Here is a 17,066-nt window from a genome sequence, read left to right on the forward strand (position 1 = left end):
GCCGCCATTGCCGCTAGACTGGCCGGATGAACGCTTTATCGACTTCCGAACCTCTGGCCGCGTTTCAACTGTGGCTGGCTGAGCGCCGTGAACCCTGCGCCGAAATCATAACAGGGTTGAAGACCGCGCAGCCGATCCGTCTCGATGCCGAAGGATTGGCCGCCGAAGGCTGGGGTGCGGATATTCCCGAAGGTTGGGCCGTCGCGCCGGGCGAATCGCTGCGCATCGGCGGCTATGACGAGGACCGCGGCATCTACGACAGCGACGTGTTTGCCGGGGACGGCAGCGAACGGCGCACCGTGCATCTGGGGATCGACATCTTCGCCCCGGCGGGTACAGCGGTATTCGCGCCTCTCGGCGGGCGCGTCCATTCGTTTCAGGATAATAACCATATCAAGGACTACGGCCCGACACTTATCCTCGAACACGCGCCGGAGCCGGGCCTGACCTTCTGGACGCTCTACGGCCATCTGAGCCGCGAAAGCCTCAACGGTTTGCACCCCGGCAAGACGTTCGCGGCGGGCGAGACCATCGCCTGTCTGGGCGATTTCGGCGTCAATGGCGGCTGGTCGCCGCACCTGCATTTCCAGCTTATCCTCGATCTGGGCGGGCGTTCGGGCGATTTTCCCGGCGTGTTCAAACGCTCGGAGCGGGAAGCGTGGACGCAGGTCTGTCCCGATCCGCGCCCGTTTTTGGGGCGGGTCAATCTGTGATGACGCCGATCCATGCCGACGACAGCGTGCTGGTCTTCGACAAGCCCGCCGGTTTGCTCTCCGTGCCGGGACGCCTGCCGGAAAACAAGGATTCGCTGGCTCTCCGTGTTCAGGCCGCGTGGCCCGACGCCCTGATCGTGCATCGGCTCGACATGGCGACGTCGGGCCTGATCGTCCTGGCGCGCGGGGCCGAGGCGCACCGCAGCCTGTCCATCGCCTTTGCCGAGCGCCGCGTGGAGAAGCGCTACGTGGCGGTGGTGGCGGGCCAGGTCGCCGCCGACGAAGGCGAGGTCGATCTGCCGTTGATCTGCGACTGGCCCAACCGCCCGCGTCAGAGGGTCGATCATGAGATCGGCAAGCCGTCACTGACGCGCTATCGCGTGATCGAGCGTCTGAATGACCGCACGCGGATGGCGCTGGAGCCCGTCACCGGGCGCTCGCACCAGCTTCGGGTGCATATGATGGCGTTGGGCCATCCGATACTGGGGGATGAATTCTATGCGCCCGACGCGGCCCGCCGCCTAAGCCCGCGCCTGTGTCTGCACGCCGAATACCTGGCCTTTCCGCATCCGCTGGACGGACGGCGCGTAGAGTGGCAAGCGGCAGCCGATTTTTAAACTTATGCGTTTCTTACGGCGGGTCGCAATGGCCCGGATGGGATTGCTATGCACGCCTTGTCATAGTGTTCAGGTGAGAGTTCTCATTGAAGTCTTTCTGGGTGACTTCCCTGAGCCAACTACCCCTCCGGTGGACCGGAGGGGTATTTTTTTGGCCTCTTACTTGACCACCGCACACGCGACGCGGGCGCCGGCGCCGCCGATGGGCTGGCTGTTGTAGTCGTCGGCCGAGGCATGGACGACCACAGCCGCGCCATCGGCGTCCTTCAGGGCCGACTTGCCTTCGCTCGGCGCATAGCTGACCAGAGACGAGAAGATTTCGGCCTTGGCCACGCCGTCCTTGCCGGCATAGATGTTGGTCAGGTCGCCGTCGTCATTGGCCGAGGCGTTGAGCAGGCCGTGAACCAGCGCGCCGTGCGAGGCGTCGTGAACGTGGCCGCCGGAATTCTGGAACTTGGCGGTGTCGCCGCAATCGCCCTTGGCGTGAAAGTGCACACCGTGCCAGCCCTCGGTCAGGCCCGTGGCCTCGATACGCAGGATGACGCCCTTCGGGGCCGGGGTGACGGTGACGGTGCCCAGCGCCTTGCCGTCATTGCCGATCAGGTCCGACGTGGCGGGGGCCGGGGCGGGGGCGGCGAAGGCCTGAGGGGCGAGGGTGGGGGTAGTGGCCGCAATCAGGGCCGCGGCGAGTACAAGCTTGCGCATGAAGAATCCTTTTTCTCTGATCTCGGTCCCGCCCGCGTGCAGTGTCGCACGGGTGCGAACGGTTATCAATTGCCGCACAGGTCTTTTACGTAAACCCATGGTCTCATCCGTCGGCCGCTGGCCACCTGTCACTGGCTTGACGCTGGGCCAGAGTCGTCGTCAAAGACATATGCCAGCTTAGAGGAGCGATTTCATGACAACCACACCCGCACCGGACGGCATCAGTCTTGAACCCGGCTGGAAGGCGGCGCTGACGCCGGAGTTTCAGAGCCCGTACATGCAGTCGCTCAAGGCCTTCCTGAAAGAGGAAAAGGCCGAGGGCAAACGCATCTTCCCCAGGGGCAGCGAGTATTTCCGCGCGCTGGACCTGACGCCACTGGACAAGGTCAAGGTCGTCATTCTGGGGCAGGACCCCTATCACGGCGAAGGTCAGGCGCATGGCCTGTGTTTCAGCGTGCGTCCCGGCGTGCGCACGCCGCCGTCTCTCGTCAATATCTACAAGGAGATGCAGAGCGATCTCGGCATCCCGCCCGCGCGGCACGGCTTTCTTGAGCATTGGGCGACGCAGGGCGTGCTGCTGCTCAACAGCGTGCTGACGGTCGAGGAAGGCCGCGCGGCGGCGCATCAGGGGCGCGGCTGGGAAAAATTCACCGACGCCATCATCGCCCGCGTCAACGAACAGCCGCAGCCGATCGTCTTCATCCTGTGGGGCAGCTACGCCCAGAAGAAGGCGGCCTTTGTCGATTCGTCGCGGCATCTGGTGCTCAAATCGGCGCACCCGTCGCCCCTGTCAGCGCATAACGGCTTTCTGGGCAGCCGACCGTTTTCGAAGGCCAATGCCTGGCTGGAACAGCAGGGCGTGACGCCGATCGACTGGAAGCTGCCGGATAATCCGCTCTGATTCAGATCGGGGAGGTCGCGCGGTTCCACGGCATGACCGCCAGAAGTCGCGCCAGCCCACAGATGCCGGTAAGTCCCGCAAAGGTCAGGCCCGCGCCGAAAAATCCGGCGACGAGCACAAATAACGGGTGCACGAGCAGGGCCAGAAGCGTGCTGATCAGCAGGCCGATCCCGATGGCCAGTTGCGTCTGGCGATCCAGCGGCAATAGCCGGCGATGCGCCGGGCGCAGGGTGGGCAGTCCGGCCGCCTGCCAGGCGCCGATGCCGCCCTCAAGATTGAAGATATCCATATCGGGCCAATCCCGTTTCAGCCGTTCACACGCCGTCTGACCGCGGCCGCCACGCAGGCAGTGGATCACCAGAGCCTTGCCCTCATGCTCAGGCAGGGGAGTGCGTCCTATATCGGTCAGCGGCACCAGATGCGCGCCCTCTATGCGTTCGGCGGCATGTTCGGAGGGCTCGCGGACGTCGATCAGCACGGCCTCTCCAAGCTCAAGCCAGCGTTTCAACGTATGAGCATCCACGGATTTCATTAGATAATCCTTTTACAAGAGGGTTACTGACAATAGATCAGGTAGAGTGTGGACAGGATGGCCTCCACCTTGGGATCGGCGATGCGGTAAAAGACCATTTGTCCGCGCTTTTCGGCTTCGACCAGAGAGTGTTCCCGCATTTTCGCCAGATGCTGAGATAGGGCGGATTGTGATAATTTAATATTTTCAATTAACTCTGTGACGGATTTCGGGCCTTTGACCAGATGGCACAGAATGAGGAGGCGATGGCGGTTCGCCAGAAGCTTCAGCATGGATTCGGCTTTTCCAGCGTTGGCCTGCATAACTTCGAGAGGCAGTGGGGACGGGGACATAAAAAAAATTCCATATCAGGTCTTGCTAATATATTAGATGTTTCTAATTTATGCAATGTCTCTCACACAGAAAGAATTGGACATGAGCAAGTCATACACCGACATCACGCGGCGGATTTCCACGAATCTGAAGAACCTGCGCGCCGGTATGCCTGACACATTGCAGGCCTTCTCGGCCCTGGCGGCGACGGCCACGCGCGAGGGGGCGTTGGACAAAAAGACCAAGGAACTGATTGCGCTTGCCATCGGCGTTTCGACGCGCTGCGACGGTTGCATCGGCTTTCATGCCCAGGCTTTGGTGCGTTTGGGCGCCACACGGGCCGAGGTCGAAGAGACGCTGGGCATGGCGGTCTATATGGGCGGCGGGCCTTCGCTGATGTACGCTGCCGATGCCCTGTCGGCCTATGAAGAGTTCCGGGCGGCATAAAAAAATCCCCGCCGGACGCACCGGCGGGGAAATCTTTCTCGGGAACGCTTTTGACCTAAGCGTGTTACGCTGCGCGCAGGCGCTCGACGAAGGCCACGACCTCGCCCTGCAGGTCGGCGGAGCGTTCCTCCAGTTCCGAAGACAGGCCAAGCAGTTGCTGGGCGGCGTGGCCGGTCATCTGGGCCGCCTGATCGACGCCCGAAATGTGGCCGGTCACGTCGCGCGTGCCGGTGGCGGCGCGGTTGGTGTTGGCGGCGATTTCGTTGGTCGCCGCGCCCTGCTGTTCGACCGAAGCCGCAATCGAGCCGGTCAGTCCGCCGATGGTCTCGATGGTCTTCACGATGGCGTCGATCGAGCCAACGGTGACCGCCGTGGCCGACTGGATCTCCGAGATTTTCGCGCGGATGTCGTCGGTGGCCTTGGCGGTTTGTTGCGCCAGTTGCTTCACTTCGGAGGCCACGACCGCGAAGCCCTTGCCCGCCTCGCCGGCGCGCGCCGACTCGATGGTGGCGTTGAGCGCCAGAAGGTTGGTCTGGGCGGCGATGGCCTGGATGAGGTTGATGACCTCACCGATCTGCTGGGCGGCGTTGGACAGGGTCTGGATGGCGACTTCGGTCTTTTTGGCCTCTTCGACCGCCGATTGGGTGACTTCGGCGGTGCGCACGACCTGATGGTTGATTTCGCCGACGCTGGCTGACAGTTCTTCGGTGGCGGCGGCGACGTTCTGCACATTGTTGGCGGCGTCGATGGCGGCCTGCGACACCGAAGCGGCGCGGTGCGAAGCGTCTTCGGCGGTCTCGTTGAGGCCGCGGGCGGCTTCGGCGACGGTGCGCGACGACGAGATGAAGCGCGTGGCGAGGTCGCCCATGTGCTTTTCGAACTCGGCGGCGATGCGGTTACGTTCGGCCATCAGTTCGGCATAGGCGCGTTTTTCGGCCATCTGCTGTTCGACCTTGAGCTGCTCGGCCTCGGCGGCGCGGTCGCGCAGCACGCGGATCGAACGCCACAGGCTGCCGATTTCGTCGTTCGCCGTGCGCTCCGGGATCGGCGTATCGTAGGCGCCTTCGGAGATGCGCGTCACGCTGCGGTCGATGTTTTGCAGCGGGCGCGAAATCACCTTGATGGCGACCCACAGCGAGCCGGCCAGCAGGGCCAGAATGCCGGTGACCGCTAGGGTCAGGAATAACGACGAGCGCGTCTGGCTGTAGGCGGCGACCTCGGCCTGCGACGTGTCCAGATCGGCGCGGATGGTCTCGACCATCGCATCGATATCCTTCTGGAAGCCCGAACGGTTGGCGCGGTTGGCGTCATTATTGCCGAGCGCATTGGCTTCCTGCGGATCGACGTCGCGGCCGACGCGGGCGATTTCGCGGCGGAAGGTGATGAATTCTTTCGCCTTGGCTTCGACGGCGGCAAAGGCCGGAAGCTCACCCGGCTCCAGACTGGATTTCCATGAGGTCAGCAGCGCCTGAATATCGTCAAGTCCCTTATCGACGCCGTCAGCGAACTTCTTGGCCTTTTCGGTGTTCTCGGCCATGTAGACGCCGCGCGATTCCATCACCACAAAGGTCACGAGCCGGTTGAGCTTTTCACCGTTATAGGCGTTCTCATAGGCATTGCCGTACTTGGTGAGAATCTTGTTGTAATCGCCGATAGTGGCCAGCCCCAGACCGGTGACGGCCGAGGCGACGAGAGCGAAGGCGGCGACCAGCGCCAAGATCTTGAATTTGATACTCATGCTTTTTTACCCCGAACTGCGTTTTGCAAGCGTTGACGTCATCAGGCGGTTAATCGGCTAATGACGGCATCCGTTTGATAACAAGGTTACAAAATAGGCTGTGGAGGGTTAATGCTTTCTGTACGCCATCCGCGTAGTCACAAAAATTTGTATTTCAAAACAGACAGATGCGTACGGTTCTCAAATTCAATCCTATAGTGAGCTTTGCGCAGATCGAAAGCGGGCCGGAGGGCAAGTTTCGGTGTGTCTTTCCAGGTTAGGGCTTGCCCGTCGGTGAGGCGGGTCTTAGGCTTTGCCAGGTATCAACGGAGAGATCACCATGAAGACCCGCGCCGCCGTCGCTTTCGAAGCCAAAAAGCCGCTGGAAATCGTCGAGGTCGATCTGGACGGACCGCGCCATGGAGAGGTGCTGGTCGAGATCAAGGCCACGGGTGTGTGCCATACCGACGCCTATACGCTGGACGGACTGGATTCGGAGGGGCTGTTCCCGTCGATCCTCGGCCACGAAGGCGCGGGCGTGGTGCTGGAGGTCGGCCCCCGCGTGACCTCGCTCAAGCCCGGCGATCACGTCATCCCGCTCTACACGCCCGAATGCCGTCAGTGCAAGTCCTGCCTCAGCCGCAAGACCAACCTGTGCACCGCCATCCGCGGGACGCAAGGCAAAGGGGTGATGCCGGACGGCACCTCGCGCTTTTCCTATAATGGGCAGGCCATTCATCACTATATGGGGTGCTCGACCTTCGCCAATCACACCGTGCTGCCGGAAATCGCCCTGGCCAAGATCCGCCCCGATGCGCCGTTCGACAAGGCCTGCTACATCGGCTGCGGCGTGACGACCGGCGTCGGCGCGGTGATTCACACGGCGCAGGTCGAGCCGGGTGCCAATGCCGTGGTCTTCGGCCTCGGCGGCATCGGTCTGAACGTTATTCAGGGGCTGAAACTGGTCGGCGCGGACAAGATCGTCGGCGTGGACATCAACGACTCGAAGGAAGCGTGGGGCCGTCGCTTTGGCATGACGCATTTCGTCAACCCCAAGAAAATCTCCGGCGACATCGTGGCGCATCTGGTCGAACTGACCGGCGGCGGGGCCGATTACACCTTCGACTGCACCGGCAATGTCGATGTCATGCGGCAGGCGCTCGAAGCCTGCCACCGCGGCTGGGGCGAGAGCATCGTCATCGGCGTGGCCCCGGCGGGCGCGGAGATCAAAACCCGTCCGTTCCAGCTCGTCACCGGGCGCGTGTGGAAGGGGTCGGCCTTCGGCGGCGCGCGCGGCCGCACGGATGTGCCGCGCATCGTCGACTGGTATATGGACGGCAAGATCGAGATCGACCCGATGATCACCCACACCCTGCCGCTGGAGCGCATCAACGAGGCCTTCGACCTGATGCACGCCGGCGAAAGCATCCGGAGCGTGATCGTATTCTGATGGAAGAGGAAGACGAATTCGAAATCGAGCACGTCGAGCCCTATAGCTGCGTTTTCTGTTCCGAGATTATCGAAGACGAAAACGCGGCGGTGACGCTCACCGCGACGTGGATGCCGCACTGGCGCGACGCCAAGTTCTCACCGCTGGCGCAGGACTTCTGGTGCCATTCGGCGTGCCTGCAAAAGAACTGGCACGGGTCATGGCCATGGGAGCCGCATGTGCTCTATGGCGTCGATTCGGGCGACGACCGCGACTATGCGGAATCGCTGGCCCTGACCGTGGCGCGGCCCGAAGACCGCGCCGACATCGAGGACATGCTGGGGCTGGCCTACGAAGAGGGCCTGCACCGCTCCTACGGTTCCGATCTGGTCGAGGAGGTCCTGCCGCTTTTGACCGTGCTCGATCCGCTGCTGCTGACCTGCGGCACCTTCTACGTCATGGCCGACATGGACGGGCAGATCGCGGCCTGCGGCGGCTTCACGCGCGAAACGCCGGGTTCGGGCGAGGTGATCGAGGGCGTGGCGCATATCCGCCACTTCGCCACCCATCCGGACTTTGCCGGTTTCGGCGTCGGCAGCCGCCTGTTCCAGCACTGCCTGAAGGAAGCCAAGGCGGCGGGCCTGCGTGAATTCGTCTGCTATTCGGGCCTCAACGCCGAAGGATTTTACCGCACGCTGGGCTTCAAACGCGAAAATCTGATTGAAATCCACATGGGCGAGGGGGCCATCCTCCCCGCGGTGCTGCTGCGCCGCTTGATCTGATTAAAAGGTGACGGTCATGGACATCACAGCGCAACATCGTCTGTTCGGCGGCACGCTCACATTCGCCAAACACGACTCGGCGGCCACCAGGACCCCGATGGCGCTCAGCGTGTTTCTCCCCGAAGGCGAGGGGCCGTTTCCGGTGCTGATCTGGCTGTCGGGCCTGACCTGCACGGCCAGTAACTTCACCGAAAAGGCCGGGGCCTATAAGCGCGCGGCCGAACTGGGCCTGATCATTGTCGCACCGGACACTTCGCCGCGCGGCGCCGATCTTCAAGGTCACACGGTGGCCAATGACGAGGCCTACGATCTGGGGCAGGGGGCGGGCTTCTACGTCAACGCCACCCAGAGCCCGTGGGCGGCGCACTTTCAGATGGAATCCTATATCGTCACCGACCTGCTGCAACTGATCGGGGCGGAATGGCCGGCCGATCTGAGCCGCGTCGGCATTTCGGGGCATTCGATGGGCGGGCACGGCGCGCTGACCCTGGCCATGAACTATTCGCATCTGTTCAAATCGGTATCGGCCTTTGCGCCTATCGCCTCGCCGGTCCATTGCCCGTGGGGGCAGAAGGCGATGGAAGCCTATCTCGGCACGTCGCATGACGCCTGGGAAAAATACGACGCCGCCCTGCGTCTGGCCAAGGGCAAGGCCCTGCCGTTCGATGAGATACTGGTCGATCAGGGGCTGGCCGATCCCTTCCTTGAGACGCAACTCATGCCGCATCTGCTGGAACAGGCGGCGAAGGTGGCGGGCCAGAAACTGACCCTGCGCCGTCACGAGGGCTATGATCACAGCTACTATTTCATCGCCAGCTTCATCGACGACCACCTCGACTTCCATGCCCAAAGACTGAAGGCGTAACCGCAAACGGTTGTCATGAAACAGATGGCAATCTTATCGTCTGATCACGTATAATTTAGTTCTTTGCCTCATTGCGCACTGCGGTATTCGCCTTTACGGTTAGGGCCGGAGCCGCAGGGTGGCTTCGTTCCGGATCTTCCCCCCAATGTTACTCCTTGCCTGTGCCGTCGTCCTCCTTCTGGTGGTGCTGAACGGCATATTTGCCATGTCCGAACTGGCCGTGGTGTCGTCGCGTCGCGCTAAACTGCAAAGCCGGGCTGACAAGGGGGACAAGGGCGCGGCGCAGGCGCTCAAGCTGTCGCAGGACCCTACGCGCTTCTTGTCGGCGGTTCAGGTCGGCATCACCCTGATCGGCATTCTGGCTGGCGCCTATGGTCAGGCGACGATCGCCAGCGAACTGGATCACCTGCTCGAACACAACTTCCCGACGATTGCGCCCTACAGCGAAGCCATCGCCACCGGCATCGTCGTCGTGCTGCTGACTTATATGTCGCTGATCGTCGGCGAACTGGTCCCCAAGCGTATCGCGCTGATCTTCCCCGAAACCATTGCCGGTTTCGTCGCGCGTCCGTTGTCCTTCCTGGCCATGTGCATGGGACCGTTCGTGACGCTGCTGACGGGCTCGACCACGCTGGTCCTGCGTCTGCTCGGCATCCGTGACGAAAAAGGCGAGACCATCACGCAGGAAGAGGTGGAAACCGCTCTGGCCGAAGGCATGGGCGCGGGCCTGATCGAGCCCGCCGAACAGGCGATGATGACCGAAGTGATGCGCCTCGGCGACCGCCCGGCGCGCGTGGCCATGACGCCGCGTCCGGAGGTCTATTGGATTTCTATCGACGACGAAGAGCACGTCATCCGCACGGATATTCGCGCCTGCCCCTATTCGCGCATCGTCGTCACGCGCGGTCAGGACATGGAAAACCCTATCGGCATCCTGCACAAGCGCGACGTCGCGGACACGCTGCTGAGCGGTGAGCCGCTGGATATCGAAAAGCTGATCGCCGAGCCGATCTATATCCCGGACACCACCTCGCTGCTGCAGGCGCTGGACATGTTCAAGGCCTCGAAGCTGCACATCGCCTTCGTGGTCAACGAGTTCGGCTCGATCGAGGGCGTGCTGACCCCGACCGACCTGCTGGAAATGATCGCCGGCGACTTCAACGAGGAACACGACGACGAGCAGCCGATGATCCTGCACCGCGAGGACGGGTCGTGTCTGGTCGATGGCCGCGCCGACCTGTTCGAACTGTCGGAAGCGCTGGGCGAGGCCTATGAGCCGGGCACCGGCTATCACACGGCGGCGGGTCTGGTCCTGCACCGTCTGGGCCGCTTCCCTAAGGAGGGCGAAATCGTAACTCTGGGCCATCACCGCGTCGAGATCATCGACATGGATGAACGCCGCATCGACAAGCTGCTGTTCACGGCCATCCGTAAGCCCGACAAGGAAGAGGCGGACGAGGAATAAAGAAAAAGCCCCGGATTTCCGGGGCTTTTTTAGCGCTGAGGGGTGTTTTTTTACCCGTTCCTGACCTGCGCCACAAAGGCGCGGACGCGGCCCTTGAGGTCTTCGGACTGTTCGACCAGGTGGCTGGCCGTATCGAGCACCTGCGTCGAGGCCTCGCCGGTTTCGCGCGTGGCCATGGCGACCGAGTGGATATGTCCGGCGACCTCGTCCGTGCCCTTGGCGGCTTCGTGGACGTTGCGGGCAATGTCGTCGGTGGCGGCGCCCTGCTGGGCCATAGCGGACGAAATGCCCATCGAGAATTCGCTCATGTCGTGGATGATGCCGCGGATCGAGCCCAGCGCCTCGACCGTGGCCGAGGTGGCCTGCTGGATGGCGGTGATTTGTTCGCCGATCTCGTCGGTCGCTCTGGCCGTCTGGGTGGCCAGCGACTTGACCTCGGTGGCGACGACGGCGAAGCCCTTGCCCGCATCGCCGGCGCGGGCGGCTTCGATGGTGGCGTTGAGCGCCAGCAGGTTGGTCTGCTGCGCGATGGCCTGGATGAGGCTGACGACTTCGCCGACCTTGTTGGCGGCAGCCTCCAGTTCGCGGATACGGGCGTCGGAGCGGTTGGCTTCCTCCACCGCCTTGCGCGCGATGCCGGACGAGGCTTCGGCCTTGGTGGCGATGTCGTTGATCGACGCCGTCAGTTCCTCCGAAGCGGCGGCGACGGTGCGCACATTGCCGGCGGCCTGTTCGGTGGCCGAGGCGATGGTCGCCGTCTGACCCGATGCGTTTTCAGCGATCTGGTTGAGGCTGAGGGCCGACTGACGCATATCGACCGAAGCCTGTGCGACGCTGTCGACAATGCCGCCGACGGTCATTTCGAACTCTTCGGCCAGCATGGCCATGGCGGCCTTGCGCGACTCGGCGGCGTCGGCCTGACGGCTGATCTCGGCTTCGGAGTCGGCGCGGGCGCGGGTGCGCAGGCTTTCGCGGAAGCCCATCACCGCCTTGCCGATCAGGCCGATTTCGTCGATGCGCCTGGCTTCGGGCACTTCGGCATTGTGGTCGCCGGACGCCATGCGGTCGAAGGTCTTGCCCAGCCCTTTGAGCGGCGAGCCGACCATGCGGCTGATCACCGCGAACAGGATCAGGGCGGCCAGAATGATGCTGATGACCGACAGGACGATCATCACCGTATTGTTGTCGCGCGCCGAGGCGTTGAGCGTGGCTTCGGGCACGGCGACGACCACCGCCCACTTGTCCTGCGTGCCGCCCGCCGAGACGGGAAGGGCCAGATAGCGCCATTCGCCGTCCTTGCCCGGTGCGTCGATCGTGACCGGCTTGTTGCCGGCAATGGCCTCGGCGGCAGCCCTGGCCGAGGCCGGATCGATGTCTTTCAGGGGCTTGCCGTTGGCCTTGGCGTCGGGATAGCTGACCGCGAGCCCGGTATTGGTCACCAGAGTGACGAAGCCCGTGCCGAAGGGCTTCACCGCGCTCATGTCCTGATGCAGCTTGTCGAGCGAGATGTCGACGCCGCCCGATCCCATGAACTGCCCGTTGACCTTGATCGGCGCGCTGAAGGTCATGATCAGCATGGTCTTGCCGCCCACGGAATAGTCGTAGGGCTGGATGGCGATCATGCGGTCGTTCTGCTTGGGCAGCAGATAATAGTCGCCGGCGCCCGGCTTGTCGTAGTCGATCAGGGGTTCCTTGACGATATGGCCCGAACCGCGGTTCCAGTAGGGCAGGTAACGGCCGGAGGCGTCGTGGCCCTCGGCCCCGGCAAAGCTGGCGTCCTTGCCGTCCACGGCGTTCGGCTCCCAGCCTGACCACACGCCCAAAAGGTCGGGATTATGCTCCAGCGACGCCCTGAGGACGCTGTCGTAGACGCCGCGTTCCGTAACGCCCTGACTGCGCAGGGCCGCCATGGTGCTCACCGTCTCCTGCGCCGTGCGGGCGGCGAGATCGAGGCGGTTCTGCACGCGGGCGGCCTGGCTTTCGGCGACATTGATCTGAAGGTCGCCGTTTTGCCCCGACAGGGTGCCGTTGGTCTTCTGCGAGATCAGGAAGGTGCCGATGCCGAAGACGGCGGCAACGGTAAGCGCGCCTATGCCGGCGATGCGGGCGGAGAGGGAGCGGGAAAACATGGGGGTATCCGGGGTGCGGTGGCGTTTATGGTTAATGTCGCCGATTCTTGTTGCCGAAAGCTTAATCGGCGTTATCCGGAGGCGTCTTTTCATATCCGGCTGTGCTTGACTTTGCCGGGGTTTGTCGCCATAAGCGCCGCTTCTCCCGCCTGCCATCGGTATGCGGGCTATTACGGGTTGATCCTGAACCGCCGTTGAAATCGCTGTCTTGCACTCTCGCAGGGCGCCGGTCAGGGTTATATGAAGGTAAGACTATGTCGAAGCGCCACAGCGCCAAGTACAAGCTCGACCGCGCCATGGGTGAAAACCTGTGGGGCCGTCCCAAGTCCCCCGTCAACAAGCGCTCCTACGGTCCGGGCCAGCACGGTCAGCGTCGTAAGCAAAAGGTTTCGGACTTCGGTCTGCAACTGCGCGCCAAGCAGAAGCTGAAGGGTTACTACGGTAACATCACCGAGAAGCAGTTCTCGAAGATCTACGAAGAGGCCGATCGCCGCAAGGGCAACACCTCGGAGAACCTCATCGCTCTGCTCGAGTCGCGTCTGGACGCCATCGTCTATCGCTGCAAGTTCGTGCCGACCGTATGGGCTGCCCGTCAGTTCGTCAACCACGGCCACGTTCTGGTCAACGGCAAGAAGGTGAACATCGCCTCTTACCGCGTGAAGGCCGGCGACGTCGTCGAAGTCCGCGAGCGTTCGCGCAATATGGCCCTGGTTCTCGAAGCCCTGCAATCGCCTGAGCGCGATGTGCCGGACTATATCGAACTGGACGCCAAGGCGATGAAGGCCACCTACATCCGTATGCCGGAACTGTCGGAAGTTCCGTATCCGGTGAAGATGGAGCCGAACCTGATCGTCGAATACTACTCGTCCTAAGCACGTCCTGACGGGCTGCAAATGCCCGTCTTTTTGCGCGCCCTTGCTCATGTACTTAAGTACACATCGCTTCGGGTGCTCAAAAGCCAGACATTTTCACCACGTCATTACGGCTTAGCACAGGTTAGAGACAAGAAACCCCGGAAGGTTTGCCTTCCGGGGTTTTTCTTATGTCTTATCGCCTGCCTTCGCCGCGTCGTCATCGGCGGGTTCGACCTTGGGTGCGCCGGCGGAGAGGATGGCCATGACCTCGGTCTTCGACTTCCCGGCGTCGATGGCCTCGACCACGGCGACAAGCCGTTCGGTGGATGCGCCGCCGTGCGGATTATTGGCCAGCGGCAGGAGGATCGCGCGGGCTTCGGCCATACGATCCTTGCGGATCATGAGCATGGCCGCAAAGACGGCGTAGTCTCGCACCGCCGGAGCCAGCACATGCGCCTGATAGGCGGCATTGACCGTGTTGTCGTCCGGATAATCCGGCCCTTCCTTGCCCGCGCGCGCCAGATAGTTGAGATTGGAGGCATTCAGCGGATCGAGTTTGTAAGACTTGCCGAACGCTTCGCGCGCCTTGCGCATCTGGGTTTCGTAGGTTTCGCCGGCGGCGAAAACCTTCTGGCGGCTCATCAGAAACCAGATTTGACCCAGTCGGTAGAAGCCTTCGGCATCGTCGGGACGGGCCGCCGTATAGGCCAGATAATGATCGAGCGCCTTCTGCGCGTCGCCCAGTTGGACTTCGGCGCGCATCAGCACGCCCTCGGCGTAGGCGTCGCCGGGATGTTCGGCGGCTTCTTTGCGAACCCTGGTCAGCAGAACGGATTTGTAGGCCTGCGGGATACAGCTCATGGAGCCCGCATCCCACAGGGCCAGCTTGTCGGCGCTGGCCGGCATGGGCGACACGCTGACCTGCGGTTCTGGCATGTTGTTGAACCGGTAGACCGTGGCCTTGAGCGAATTCATATAGCTCCACAGCACCGAGGACAGCGATTTGACCGGCACGCCGAAGGCCGCTTCGAACGCCTTGACCGCGTCTTCGCCGGTGCTGCGCGCCTCAAGATAGCGGCCGAAGGCCTGCTTGCGCGCGGGATCGCTCATGATCCAGTGGGTCAGCAGCCAGGATTGCGGATAGAAGTTGGAACCCGCCCGCCGCGTCGACGGGGCGTCGTTTAATATGTCTTCGTATTTGAGGGTGCCGTTCGAATTCAGTTGGCGGATACGCATCGACAGGGCCATGCCGACGACGGCCTGATCGTCCAGAATCTTGGTCGTGCCGTAATATTCGGCGAAGCCCTCGACGAACCAGCGCGGATAGACGGTCTGTGCGTTCTGGAACATGAACATGTGCGCATATTCATGGAAGAAGATGTGCTGGCTGGTGTTTTCCGCCACGTTTTCGACCTTGGACGCCGAGCCCACGGCGTCGCCTTCGTAGGTCGAAAAACCGGCAATGCCGACGGGGCAGATGCGCACGAAACCGGCCACGGTCGAAGGCACGTCCGGCCACACCTGCTTCAGATCCGACGTGCTTTTGAGGAAGAAGAGCTTCATACGCGGTTCGGGCTGGGTGTCCGGCCCCGACAGGCCGTAAAAAGCCCCGATGATGTAGCGGTATTTTTCGAGGTTACGCACATAGGCTTCGGTCGCCCTGGCGTTGACGTTCGAGTAGACGATGAAATGCTCGCTCTCGGCCTTTACCCACGTGTCGGCGTATACCGGACCGGCGGCGATGAAACCGATTACGATGGCGGCGAACGTGCGGCAGACTCCCCCGAACCGGCGCATAAAATATTCCCCCTCAAATTCAACGGCCTCCATCTAAAGGCAAGTGAGGCCTCTCAGCAAGGGGAGCGCGCAAAAAAGCCCGGCACAACGGCCGGGCTTTTCGTGGATAAGGCTGAGGTTGTGCTTAAGCCTCGATGACGCCCTTTTCGGTCAGCAGGGTCTTCAGTTCGCCGTTCTGAAACAGTTCGCGCACGATGTCGGCGCCGCCGATGAACTCTTCCTTGACGTAGAGCTGCGGGATGGTCGGCCAGTCGGAAAAGGCCTTGATGCCTTCGCGCAGGTCGTTGTCCTGCAGCACGTCGACGCCGGCAAATTCCACGCCCAGATGGTCCAGCACCTGAACCACCAGCGACGAGAAGCCGCAGCGCGGCTGATCCGGCGTGCCCTTCATGAACAGAACGACGGGATTGGTCTTGATGGTGCCATCGATGAACTGATGGACTTCGGGATTGAGATCGACGCTCACGGCGGCACTCCGGCTGAAACAGTTATCGTCCGATATAGGCACAGACCGGCGCAAAATCCAGTGGATCAGGCGGGTTTCTGCTGCGGACCCTGCGCCGAAAAGCGGGCCATCTCGATCTGGGCGGGGACCGAAGTCGGCATGGCGCGCTCGACGACGCTGGCCAGCGCTTCCAGATGGTCGGGGGTGTCGGCATCGACGAACAGGGTCGAAAGGTTCGGCTGGGTCAGGGCGTAGGACAGGCACAGTTCCTCCGCCGTCCAGTCCGGCGTCTGGTGCAGGAAGGCGTAGGTGCCGCGTCCGGCCAGCGGATCGGCAGGCTTGCCGCCGAACCAGCCGCGTCGGGCGGCCTTGGGGACGACGTCCGCGGCCCTCTGATAGGCGTCGGGGAAGAAGTCGTGGCCGAAGACCGACAGGCCGCGCGCCAGGGCGTAATCGAGCAGGTGGCGCTTGTTCCACGAGGTGTCGATGTCGAACACCGTCTTGAGAATATTGAAGCGCCCGTCATCGACGGCGGCCTTGATCAGGTCGTTATTGGCCGTGGCCCCGGTGAATTTCAACATGCCCGCGTCGCGCAGGGCGCTGATGAAGGTCCAGCTACGATCGGGGATGCGGTCGAAGCCGTTGGCGTGGAAGACCAGCAGGTCGATCCATTGCAGCCCGGAGGTCTTCACCGCGCCGCGCAGGCGTTCGCGCAGAGGCTCCAGCCGGTATTCGTCCGCCGGATCGGGGCTGCCTTCCTCTTCGGCGCTCAGCGACACGAAGAGGATGCGGCGGTCGGCGATGGCGAAGGTCTGAGCCGCGGTATGCAGGCAGTCCGGATGCGCCGAGGTCAGGTGGAAGGTGTTGACGCCGTTTTCCAGCGCCGTGCTCAGCAGGCGTTCCAGCGCATTGCGGTTACGGCCGAGCTTCGCCCACGACACATTGAGCCCGATAGCGGAAAGGGCCTGACCGGATCGTCCGAAGGGGCGGTAACGCATACTCGGTCTCCCCTTTGATTATGGGGCGCGGGTTTCGAGGGCGAGGGCGTGCAGCGGGCCGCTCATCAGATCGGACAGGGCGGCATAGACCTTCTGGTGCTGACGCACGCGCGGCATCCCGGCAAAACCGGCATCGGTGATATAGGCCTTGTAGTGGTCGCCGTCGCCGGCCAGATCCTCGATGACGATTACGGCGTCGGGGAAGGCGGCCTTCAGGCGGGCTTCGAGGTCGGATTGGGCGACGGGCATGGGAAAAGCCTTGAGAACGACTCGATTAACAAACACAATCGGTTTTGAACTATCACGTAATGGGTTAACAAGTGGCAATTGCGTCTGTTCCGCCCCTTATCCTCACGCC

At 62.6% G+C, this 17,066-nt stretch carries 18 protein-coding genes; 9 read left to right on the forward strand and 9 right to left on the reverse strand.

Annotated elements, in window-relative coordinates:
• Nucleotides 1-26: 26 nt before the first annotated feature.
• Both LH365_RS06430 and LH365_RS06435 read left to right on the forward strand, forming a co-directional pair.
• On the forward strand, nt 27-713 hold the full coding sequence (locus LH365_RS06430) for a peptidoglycan DD-metalloendopeptidase family protein (protein ID WP_226745340.1): 687 nt from the start codon (nt 27-29) through the stop codon (nt 711-713).
• The gene (locus LH365_RS06435; RefSeq protein WP_226745341.1) at nt 713-1,330 is read left to right on the forward strand and encodes a pseudouridine synthase; all 618 of its coding nucleotides are present in this window, start codon (nt 713-715) and stop codon (nt 1,328-1,330) included. Before LH365_RS06430 ends, LH365_RS06435 begins: the two co-directional genes overlap by 1 nt.
• A 159-nt stretch (nt 1,331-1,489) precedes the next feature.
• Here LH365_RS06435 and LH365_RS06440 read toward each other — a convergent pair whose 3' ends face one another.
• Nucleotides 1,490-2,035 carry a superoxide dismutase family protein gene (locus LH365_RS06440; protein WP_226745342.1) on the reverse strand — a complete coding sequence of 182 codons (546 nt, stop codon included), beginning with the start codon at nt 2,033-2,035 and terminating at the stop codon, nt 1,490-1,492.
• 193 nt (nt 2,036-2,228) lie between these two features.
• On the opposite strand from LH365_RS06440, the gene ung reads away from it, so the two are divergent.
• A complete protein-coding gene (ung, locus tag LH365_RS06445) occupies nt 2,229-2,936 on the forward strand; it encodes a uracil-DNA glycosylase (protein WP_226745343.1) in 708 nt (235 codons plus the stop codon).
• A gap of 1 nt (nt 2,937) precedes the next feature.
• Here the strand turns inward: ung and LH365_RS06450 are convergent, their stop codons facing one another.
• The gene (locus LH365_RS06450; RefSeq protein ID WP_226745344.1) at nt 2,938-3,468 is read right to left on the reverse strand and encodes a rhodanese-like domain-containing protein; all 531 of its coding nucleotides are present in this window, start codon (nt 3,466-3,468) and stop codon (nt 2,938-2,940) included.
• Nucleotides 3,469-3,491: 23 nt separating this feature from the next.
• Nucleotides 3,492-3,740: a helix-turn-helix transcriptional regulator gene (locus LH365_RS06455; protein WP_255606722.1), complete on the reverse strand. Its 249-nt coding sequence runs from the start codon at nt 3,738-3,740 to the stop codon at nt 3,492-3,494.
• A 142-nt stretch (nt 3,741-3,882) separates the two neighbouring features.
• On the opposite strand from LH365_RS06455, the gene LH365_RS06460 reads away from it, so the two are divergent.
• On the forward strand, nt 3,883-4,227 hold the full coding sequence (locus LH365_RS06460) for a carboxymuconolactone decarboxylase family protein (RefSeq protein ID WP_226745345.1): 345 nt from the start codon (nt 3,883-3,885) through the stop codon (nt 4,225-4,227).
• 64 nt (nt 4,228-4,291) lie between these two features.
• Here the strand turns inward: LH365_RS06460 and LH365_RS06465 are convergent, their stop codons facing one another.
• A complete protein-coding gene (locus LH365_RS06465) occupies nt 4,292-5,965 on the reverse strand; it encodes a methyl-accepting chemotaxis protein (RefSeq protein ID WP_226745346.1) in 1,674 nt (557 codons plus the stop codon).
• A 319-nt stretch (nt 5,966-6,284) separates the two neighbouring features.
• Here LH365_RS06465 and LH365_RS06470 point away from each other — a divergent pair, with 319 nt between their 5' ends.
• The 4 genes from LH365_RS06470 to LH365_RS06485 all read left to right on the forward strand — a co-directional run bounded on the left by LH365_RS06470 (nt 6,285) and on the right by LH365_RS06485 (nt 10,485).
• Nucleotides 6,285-7,394: an S-(hydroxymethyl)glutathione dehydrogenase/class III alcohol dehydrogenase gene (locus tag LH365_RS06470; protein WP_226745347.1), complete on the forward strand. Its 1,110-nt coding sequence runs from the start codon at nt 6,285-6,287 to the stop codon at nt 7,392-7,394.
• On the forward strand, nt 7,394-8,155 hold the full coding sequence (locus LH365_RS06475; protein ID WP_226745348.1) for a GNAT family N-acetyltransferase: 762 nt from the start codon (nt 7,394-7,396) through the stop codon (nt 8,153-8,155). Before LH365_RS06470 ends, LH365_RS06475 begins: the two co-directional genes overlap by 1 nt.
• Nucleotides 8,156-8,171: 16 nt before the next feature.
• A complete protein-coding gene (fghA, locus tag LH365_RS06480; protein WP_226745349.1) occupies nt 8,172-9,020 on the forward strand; it encodes an S-formylglutathione hydrolase in 849 nt (282 codons plus the stop codon).
• A gap of 145 nt (nt 9,021-9,165) precedes the next feature.
• Nucleotides 9,166-10,485 carry a hemolysin family protein gene (locus LH365_RS06485; protein ID WP_226745350.1) on the forward strand — a complete coding sequence of 440 codons (1,320 nt, stop codon included), beginning with the start codon at nt 9,166-9,168 and terminating at the stop codon, nt 10,483-10,485.
• A gap of 50 nt (nt 10,486-10,535) precedes the next feature.
• On the opposite strand, the gene LH365_RS06490 is transcribed toward LH365_RS06485, so the two are convergent.
• Nucleotides 10,536-12,614 (reverse strand): methyl-accepting chemotaxis protein, encoded by a 2,079-nt coding sequence (locus tag LH365_RS06490; protein WP_226745351.1) that lies wholly within the window; start codon nt 12,612-12,614, stop codon nt 10,536-10,538.
• Between the two features lie 254 nt (nt 12,615-12,868).
• Between LH365_RS06490 and rpsD the strand changes: the two genes are divergently transcribed.
• Entirely contained in the window at nt 12,869-13,486 is a 618-nt protein-coding gene (gene rpsD / locus LH365_RS06495) for a 30S ribosomal protein S4 (RefSeq protein ID WP_226745352.1), read from the forward strand.
• Between the two features lie 168 nt (nt 13,487-13,654).
• Here rpsD and LH365_RS06500 read toward each other — a convergent pair whose 3' ends face one another.
• The 4 genes from LH365_RS06500 to LH365_RS06515 all read right to left on the reverse strand — a co-directional run bounded on the left by LH365_RS06500 (nt 13,655) and on the right by LH365_RS06515 (nt 16,957).
• Complete coding sequence (locus LH365_RS06500) at nt 13,655-15,265, reverse strand: hypothetical protein (RefSeq protein WP_226745353.1); 1,611 nt, start codon at nt 15,263-15,265, stop codon at nt 13,655-13,657.
• 124 nt (nt 15,266-15,389) lie between these two features.
• Nucleotides 15,390-15,731: a Grx4 family monothiol glutaredoxin gene (gene grxD, locus LH365_RS06505; protein ID WP_226745354.1), complete on the reverse strand. Its 342-nt coding sequence runs from the start codon at nt 15,729-15,731 to the stop codon at nt 15,390-15,392.
• 65 nt (nt 15,732-15,796) lie between these two features.
• Nucleotides 15,797-16,708 carry an aldo/keto reductase gene (locus LH365_RS06510; RefSeq protein ID WP_226745355.1) on the reverse strand — a complete coding sequence of 304 codons (912 nt, stop codon included), beginning with the start codon at nt 16,706-16,708 and terminating at the stop codon, nt 15,797-15,799.
• Between the two features lie 18 nt (nt 16,709-16,726).
• The gene (locus LH365_RS06515; RefSeq protein ID WP_226745356.1) at nt 16,727-16,957 is read right to left on the reverse strand and encodes a BolA family transcriptional regulator; all 231 of its coding nucleotides are present in this window, start codon (nt 16,955-16,957) and stop codon (nt 16,727-16,729) included.
• Nucleotides 16,958-17,066 lie beyond the last annotated feature (109 nt).

It is taken from the genome of Asticcacaulis sp. AND118, assembly GCF_020535245.1.
GTDB lineage: Bacteria > Pseudomonadota > Alphaproteobacteria > Caulobacterales > Caulobacteraceae > Asticcacaulis.